Annotated in this window: 7 protein-coding genes; 1 reads left to right on the top strand and 6 read right to left on the bottom strand. The window is 70.2% G+C overall.

Annotation, left to right across the window (positions count from 1 at the left end; translation table 11 throughout):
* The 6 genes from JHC36_RS02610 to JHC36_RS02585 form a co-directional block, all read right to left on the bottom strand.
* Positions 1-765: AMP-binding protein (locus JHC36_RS02610; protein ID WP_287915491.1), on the bottom strand; the 765-nt coding region annotated here is incomplete at its 3' end.
* Positions 766-897: 132 nt separating this feature from the next.
* A complete protein-coding gene (locus tag JHC36_RS02605; protein WP_287915488.1) occupies positions 898-1,140 on the bottom strand; it encodes a hypothetical protein in 243 nt (80 codons plus the stop codon).
* A gap of 52 nt (positions 1,141-1,192) precedes the next feature.
* Positions 1,193-2,302 (bottom strand): tartrate dehydrogenase, encoded by a 1,110-nt coding sequence (locus JHC36_RS02600; RefSeq protein WP_287915485.1) that lies wholly within the window; start codon positions 2,300-2,302, stop codon positions 1,193-1,195.
* 1 nt (position 2,303) lies between these two features.
* Positions 2,304-3,083, bottom strand: a complete 780-nt coding sequence (locus tag JHC36_RS02595) for an ABC transporter ATP-binding protein (protein WP_287915482.1) — start codon at positions 3,081-3,083, stop codon at positions 2,304-2,306.
* Positions 3,080-4,348 carry an ABC transporter permease gene (locus JHC36_RS02590; protein ID WP_287915480.1) on the bottom strand — a complete coding sequence of 423 codons (1,269 nt, stop codon included), beginning with the start codon at positions 4,346-4,348 and terminating at the stop codon, positions 3,080-3,082. The genes JHC36_RS02595 and JHC36_RS02590 overlap by 4 nt, the downstream gene beginning before the upstream one ends.
* 35 nt (positions 4,349-4,383) lie before the next feature.
* Positions 4,384-5,631: an efflux RND transporter periplasmic adaptor subunit gene (locus JHC36_RS02585; protein WP_287915477.1), complete on the bottom strand. Its 1,248-nt coding sequence runs from the start codon at positions 5,629-5,631 to the stop codon at positions 4,384-4,386.
* 114 nt (positions 5,632-5,745) lie between these two features.
* On the opposite strand from JHC36_RS02585, the gene JHC36_RS02580 reads away from it, so the two are divergent.
* Positions 5,746-7,032 carry a solute carrier family 23 protein gene (locus JHC36_RS02580; protein ID WP_124223121.1) on the top strand — a complete coding sequence of 429 codons (1,287 nt, stop codon included), beginning with the start codon at positions 5,746-5,748 and terminating at the stop codon, positions 7,030-7,032.
* Positions 7,033-7,043 lie beyond the last annotated feature (11 nt).

The raw sequence follows: 7,043 nt of genomic DNA, 5'->3' as shown, positions 1-7,043 counted from the left end.
ATTGTTTCGGCCGGTTGCCCGCGTGAAATCATCACAGGGCACTCCAAAATCAGGAGCGCTCTGGCTCGTCCCGAGGTTGACCCAAAGCAGCACCCGGCGCACGCTGGGCAGGGCGGCGCGCAGCTCGGCGATCACGCCGAGGCGGTCGTGGTCGCGGCCGCCGTAGCTCACGCCGTCGCAGCCGATCAGCAGTACCGGCTCGATCTGGCGGAAGCGGTCGAGCACCGCGGCCGTGCCCATGTCGGGCGCGCAGATGCTCCAGACCGCGCCGATCGCCGCGCAGGCGAGAAAAGCCACCATGGCCTCGGGCACGTTGGGCAAATACGCGGCCACGCGGTCGCCGCGCTGCACGCCCGCCTCGCGCAGGGCCAGCGCGAGCGAGGCGACCTGACGGCGCAGCTCGGGCCAGGAGAGTTCCGTGTGCCGGCCGCGCTCATTGCGCGCGACGACGGCCGGCAGACCCGCGGCATGCGCGGGCGCGACATGGCGGAACACCTGCTGCACATAGTTGACCTGCGCGCCCGGAAACCACACCGCGCCGGGCATCACGTTCCGGGCCAGCACCGCGTGGTGGGGCGTGGGCGACTGAAGATCGAAGTAATCCCAGATGCTCTGCCAAAAAGCGTCGAGCTCGGTGGTGGACCAGCGCCACAGCGCGTGGTAGTCGGCAAAAGCCAGGCCGCGTTCGCGCGCCAGCCACTGCTGGTAGAGACGAATCTGCGGCACATAGGGCGGTGGGCTCGACGGGGTGAGGGCAGCGGACATGGCGGATGCGGGCAAGCGGGGGCAGGGGGGCAAGGGGGCCGAAGCAGCGCGGGGAAAACGATAGCGCAGCTGCGTCCCGCTGTGCACCGGGGCTGGCCCGAGCCGCCGTCGCGTGGGCGACGCTGGGGTGGCTCAGCGCGTCAGCAAGCGCCAGACCATTTCGAGCCCTGCGGCCCAGAGGTCGGCACCGGCGGCGGCGTCCGACGGCGCGCCGCAGCTCGCACAGCGGATGATGCCGACGCGCTGCGCGCCGTCCTCGATCTCGGGCCGCGTGAGGTGGCGCGCAAAGCCCTTCTCGACCATGAACGCGGAGAAGCTCGCTGCCCGCCCGTGCCCGCGCGGGCAGCGGTGCGTGAGGTGGCGGCCGTGGCGCACCAGGTCATAGCCTTCGGCGAGCGCGTTGCCCCAGGACCGGCCTGAGGTGCCCTCAGCTCGACGCCGTGGCCTCGGCGACGGCTGCACCGAGTTCGGCCGTGCGCGCCGTGCCGCCCAGATCCGGTGTGCGCGGGCCGTCGCGCAGCACGGTTTCGATGGCGCGCACGATGCCGTCGTGCGCGGCGCGCCAGCGCGCGTCGCAGCTGCTGCGGCCGCCAAGGAAGTCGAGCATCAGCGCGCCCGACCAGATCATCGCGATCGGGTTGGCGATGCCGCGGCCCGCGATGTCGGGCGCGGAGCCGTGCACCGGCTCGAACAGGCTCGGCCAGCGCCGCTCGGGGTTGAGGTTGGCCGAGGGCGCGATGCCGATGGTGCCGCAGCACGCCGGACCCAGGTCGGAGAGGATGTCGCCAAAAAGGTTGGTCGCGGCCACCACGTCGAAGCGCTCGGGCTGCAGCACGAAGCGCGCGCACAGGATGTCGATGTGCTGCTTGTCCCAGGCAACGTCGGGGTAGCGCGCCGCGGCTTCGGCGCAGCGCGCGTCCCACCAGGGCATCGAGATCGAAATGCCGTTGCTCTTGGTGGCGAGCGTGAGCGTCTTGCGCGGCCGGCTGCGCGCGAGCGCGAAGGCGAAGTTCAGCAGCCGCTCGCTGCCGGTGCGCGTGAACACCGACTCCTGCACCACGAACTCGCGCTCGGTGCCCTCGAACATCACGCCGCCCACGCTCGAATACTCGCCCTCGGTGTTCTCGCGCACGATCAGCATGTCGATGTCGCCGGCCTTGCGTCCGGCCAGCGGACAGGGCACGCCGTCGAACAGACGCGCGGGGCGCAGGTTGATGTACTGGTCGAACTCGCGGCGGAACTTCAAGAGCGAACCCCAGAGCGACACATGGTCGGGCACGGTGGCGGGCCAACCGACGGCGCCGAAATAAATCGCGTCCATACCCGTGAGCTGCGCCTTCCAGTCGCTCGGCATCATCTGCCCGTGCGCCAGGTAGTAGTCGCAGTGCGCCCAGTCGAAGGCGTGAAATTCCAGCGGCAGCGCCCAGCGCCGCGCGGCGGCTTCGAGCACGCGCAAGCCTTCGGGCATGACTTCACGGCCGATGCCGTCGCCGGCGATGACGGCGATGCGCGCGACGGGTTGTGTGGGGTAACTCATGTCAGTGGGGCACCGTGGGTGGGGTGAGCAGGCTGCCGGGGGTGATGGGGTTGGGGCGCCGCTCGGCTTCGCCGACGATGCGGCCGTCCACGAGTTCGATGATGCGGTCGCAGCGTGCGGCCAGCCGCGGATCGTGGGTGACGATCAAACAGGCGCTGCCGTGGTCGCGGTTGAAGGCGCGCAGCAGTTCGAACACCGCGTCGGCGCTGGCGGTGTCGAGGTTGCCCGTGGGCTCGTCGGCGAGGATGAGCCGGGGCCGCAAGGACAGCGCCCGCGCGATCGCCACGCGCTGCTGCATGCCCCCCGAGAGCTCGCCCGGCCGCTTGGCCATCGCGGCGCCCAGCCCCACGCGCGTGAGCAGCTCGGCCGCGCGGGCCTCGGCCTCGGGCGTGGCCACGCCATGCGTGATGATGGACGGCAGCAACACGTTCTCGAGCGCCGTGAACGCGGGCAGCAGATGGTGGTACTGGAACACGAAGCCGATCGTGTGGCCGCGCAGCGCGGTGAGTGCCGCATCGTCGAGCGCAGCGGTGTCGTGCCCGTCGATCACGAGCCGCCCGGCGCTCGGTCGCTCGAGCAGACCGATGAGGTTGAGCAAGGTGCTCTTGCCCGAGCCCGAGGGCCCAGTCAGCGCCACGAACTCGTGCGCGGAGAGGCTCAGGTCGATGCCGTGCAGCACCTCGGTCTCAACCGGCGTGCCGACGTTGTAGCTCTTGCGCACGCCGTCGAGCTGCAGCACCGCGCCTTCGCGCGCAGGGTTCGTGGCCAGGGCTGTGCTCATGTGCGGATCGCCTGCACCGGGTCCATGCGTGCGGCCCGCCGGGCGGGAATCCAGGCCGCGAGCAGGCCCACCCCACACGCCACCAGCGAAGCCAGCACCACCAGCCGCGGGTCGAGTTCGGCGCTGAACAGCGGCCCGCCGTCACCCGGGTTCTTGAACACGCGCGAGAACACCACCAGCAGCGTGTAAGCCAGGCCCGAACCCAGCGCCGATCCGACCAGCCCGACGATACCGCCCTGCAGCAGAAACACCGCCATGATCTGCCGCCGCCCCGCGCCCATGGCGCGCAGGATGCCGATCTCGCGCTGCTTTTGCACCACGCTCACCACCAGCACGCTGGAGATGCCCAGCGCGACGATGATGACGACGAAGCTGCGAATCAGGTTGTTCGACACCGATTGATTCGACAGCGCCGTGAGCAGGCCGGCGTTGTTCTGCATCCAGCTCTCGACCGTCAGCCCGGTTTGCGCGCGCAGCGCATCGGCGACCGCGTCGGCACCGAAGAGGTCACGCACGGTGAGGTCGAGGTTCGAGACCCCGCCCGAGAGGTCGAGCAGCGTCTGCGCGAGCTTGAGCGGCACGAACACCCAGCGCCGGTTGAGGTCGCGGTTGCCCATGTCGAACAGGCCGGTGATGGTGAGCGTCTCGCTGCGCCCGTTGGCCGTCGTCACACGGATCTTGTCGCCCACGGTCACGCCGAGGTCGGCCGCGAGTTCGGTGCCGATCAGCGTTTCCGTGCCGCTGACTTCGAAACGCCCGCGCACCATCTTGTCGTCCATGCGCACCACGCGCCGGTACGCGTCGGGCACCATGCCGATGAGCGCCACGCTCTTGTTCGAGTTGCCGCGCAGCGCAAACGCCGGACCGCTGACGACGGGCGAGACGGCCAGCACCCCCGGGTGCGCCGCCGCGAGCTGCGCGATGCGCTCCCACTGATCCACCGAGCGCAGCCGCTGCTCGCGCGGCTGCACGATGGCGGCAATGGCGCGCTGCGCGTCCGCTTGCAGCACGCGCTGGGTCGTCTCTTCGAGCGGACGGATCACCACATGCGCTTGCGAGCCCAGCACCCGGTCGATGATCGAATCTTGCAGCTGGTTGATGAGCTGGGTCAGAAAGATGATGACCGCCACACCCCCGGTCACGCCCGCCAGGATCAAGGCGCTTTGCATGCGCCCCTCGCGCAGAAAGCGCAGCGCCACCAGCGCCTCGAACGGCAGGCGACGTGCCCAAGGGCTCAACGCGGGACGGGTGCGGGCGGGGGCCATGGCGGTGGTCGGCAAGGCGGAGGGTGCTCGGCGTTTCAGCGCGAAATCATGCCCTGCGGCACGTCCATGGGCCGCTGGGCGTCACTGCGGGCGACTTCGCGCACGCGGTCGCCCGGCGCGGCTTTTTCGGTCTGCGGGATCACGCGCGCGCCCTCGGCCAGCCCCTCGGTGATTTCCACCGCACCAATCCCGCGCAGGCCGAGCTTGACCGGCACGCGTGCAGCCCGGCCTTCCTGCACGACCAGCACCCACGGTGCCTCGCGGTCGGCGTCGCGCACGGCCGCCGCCGAGAGCACCAGCGCATCTTTCTTCTCGCCGCCCAGGATCTCGACCGACACCGTCATGTCCGGTCGCAAATAGCCGGGCGGCTGCGGCACCGCGAGCCGCACGGGCACGGTGCCGCGCTGCGCATCGACCGCCGGCGCGATCCATGACACGGTGGCCGCAAAGCTGTGCCCGGGGTAGGCGTCCGCCACCGCCTGCGCGGCCATGCCGACCGAGACGAGCCGCAGGTTTTTCTCGTCGATCGCCGCGTCGATGCGCAGTGGACCCTCGGCGGCCAGGCCCAGCAGCGCACGGCCCGGCTGCGCCATCGAGCCCGGCTCGACATTGCGCGTGAGCACCATCGCGTCGACGGGGCTGGCGAGGTTGAGCCGCGCGAGGCGCGCGCGCGCAGCGGCCAGTGCCGATTCGGCCTGTTCCACGCGGGTGCGGACCAGCCGCGCGCCCACCTCGCCCGGTGCGTTGGCGCGCGCTTGCACCCGCGCGGCTTCCAAGGCGCTGCGGGCGTTGGCCAGCGCACGTTCGGCTTCATCGGCCTTTTGCGGTGAGAAAAAGCCCTGCGCGACCAAAGCGCGGGCGCGCTCAGCCTCGCGCTCGGCGGTTTTCAGGTTCGCCTCGGCCTGCGCGAGCGCCTGCGCGCTCACCGGCGCCGTCACGCCGCTTTGCTCGCGCGCGCGCTCCCGCGCCTCGAGCAGCGCCGCTTCGGCCTGCGCCAGCGCCGCGCGGGCCTCGTCATCGGAGAGCCGCACGAGGACTTGCCCCGCGCGCACGCGGTCGCCTTCGCGCACCCGCACCTCGCGCACCGTGGCCGTCACTTCCGAGCCCAGGTCGATGCGCGCGCTCGCTTCGACCCGGCCCGTGGCCACGACCGACTGCGCAATCGCGCCGCGCGTCACCGCCACCGTGCGCACCGGCACGCCGCGCGTGGTCCCCAGCGCCACCGCGGCCAGCACCACGAGCACCGCTGCCGCGCCCAAGCCCCACTTCATGCGTGTGTCCATGGGGCGCAAGCGTAGCAGGGCTGCGCGGTGCCCTGCCTTTTTTGTTGCGCTGCACGATGGACAGCAGCGGCTTTGCCACTACGATCGCGCCGGTTCAATTACTCGGAGAAGAAAATGCCCCTGTTCGACTGGAAAGAAAAAAGCCCCGAGGTGCTTGCCACCGGCGGCGTCATCGGCCCGGATGAGCGCCTGCCGTGGCCGCAGACCACCGTGATGGGGCTGCAGCATGTGGTGGCCATGTTCGGCGCCACCGTGCTCGCGCCCATCCTCATGGGCTTCGACCCCAACGTCGCCATTTTGATGAGCGGCATCGGCACGCTGATCTTCTTCGTGCTCACCGGTGGCAAGGTGCCGAGTTACCTCGGCTCGAGCTTTGCCTTCATCGGCGTGGTGATCGCCGCCACCGGCTACGCGGGCAAGGGGCCCAACGCCAACATCGCGGTGGCGCTCGGCGGCATCATCGCCTGCGGCGCGCTCTACACCCTCATCGGCGCGCTGGTCCAGGCCATCGGCACGGGCTGGATCGAGCGGCTCATGCCGCCCGTGGTGACGGGCGCGGTGGTGGCCGTCATCGGCCTGAACCTCGCGGGGATCCCGGTGAAGAACATGGCGGCGTCGAACTTCGACAGCTGGATGCAGGCGCTGACCTTCGTCTGCGTGGGGTTGGTGGCGGTGCGCACGCGCGGCATGGTGCAGCGGCTGTTGATTTTGGTGGGCTTGATCGTGGCGAGCATCCTTTACGCGGTGCTCACCAACGGCCTGGGGCTGGGCAAGCCGCTGGACCTCTCGGGCATTGCCAACGCGGCCTGGTTCGGCGCTCCGCAGTTCGCCGCGCCGGTGTTCAGCGGCCCGGCGATGCTGCTGATCGCGCCGGTGGCGATCATTCTCGTCGCCGAAAACCTCGGCCACCTCAAGGCCGTGACCGCCATGACCGGCAAGAACCTCGACCCCTACATGGGCCGCGCCTTCATGGGCGACGGCATCGCCACCATGGTCTCGGGCGCGGTCGGCGGCACGGGCGTGACCACCTATGCGGAAAACATCGGCGTCATGGCCGCGACCAAGATCTATTCCACCGCGGTGTTCCTCGTCGCGGCGCTCATCGCCGTGCTGTTGGGTTTTTCACCGAAGTTCGGCGCGCTGATCCAGGCCATTCCGCTGCCGGTGATGGGGGGTGTCTCGATCGTGGTGTTCGGCCTCATTGCGGTGGCCGGCGCCAAGATCTGGGTCGACAACCGGGTGGACTTCTCGGACAACCGCAACCTCATCGTCGCGGCCGTGACGCTGGTGCTCGGAACCGGTGACTTCACCCTCAAGTTCGGCGATTTCGCCCTCGGCGGCATCGGCACCGCCACCTTCGGCGCCATCGGCCTTTGGGCGCTGTTGGGTGGGCGGCGGTAAGGCTGCGCAAT

Source organism: Tibeticola sp. (genome assembly GCF_022759015.1).
Taxonomy (GTDB): domain Bacteria; phylum Pseudomonadota; class Gammaproteobacteria; order Burkholderiales; family Burkholderiaceae_C; genus Tibeticola; species Tibeticola sediminis.
Note: the sequence above shows the minus strand (reverse complement) of the source record. Positions and strands in the feature narration are given on the sequence as shown.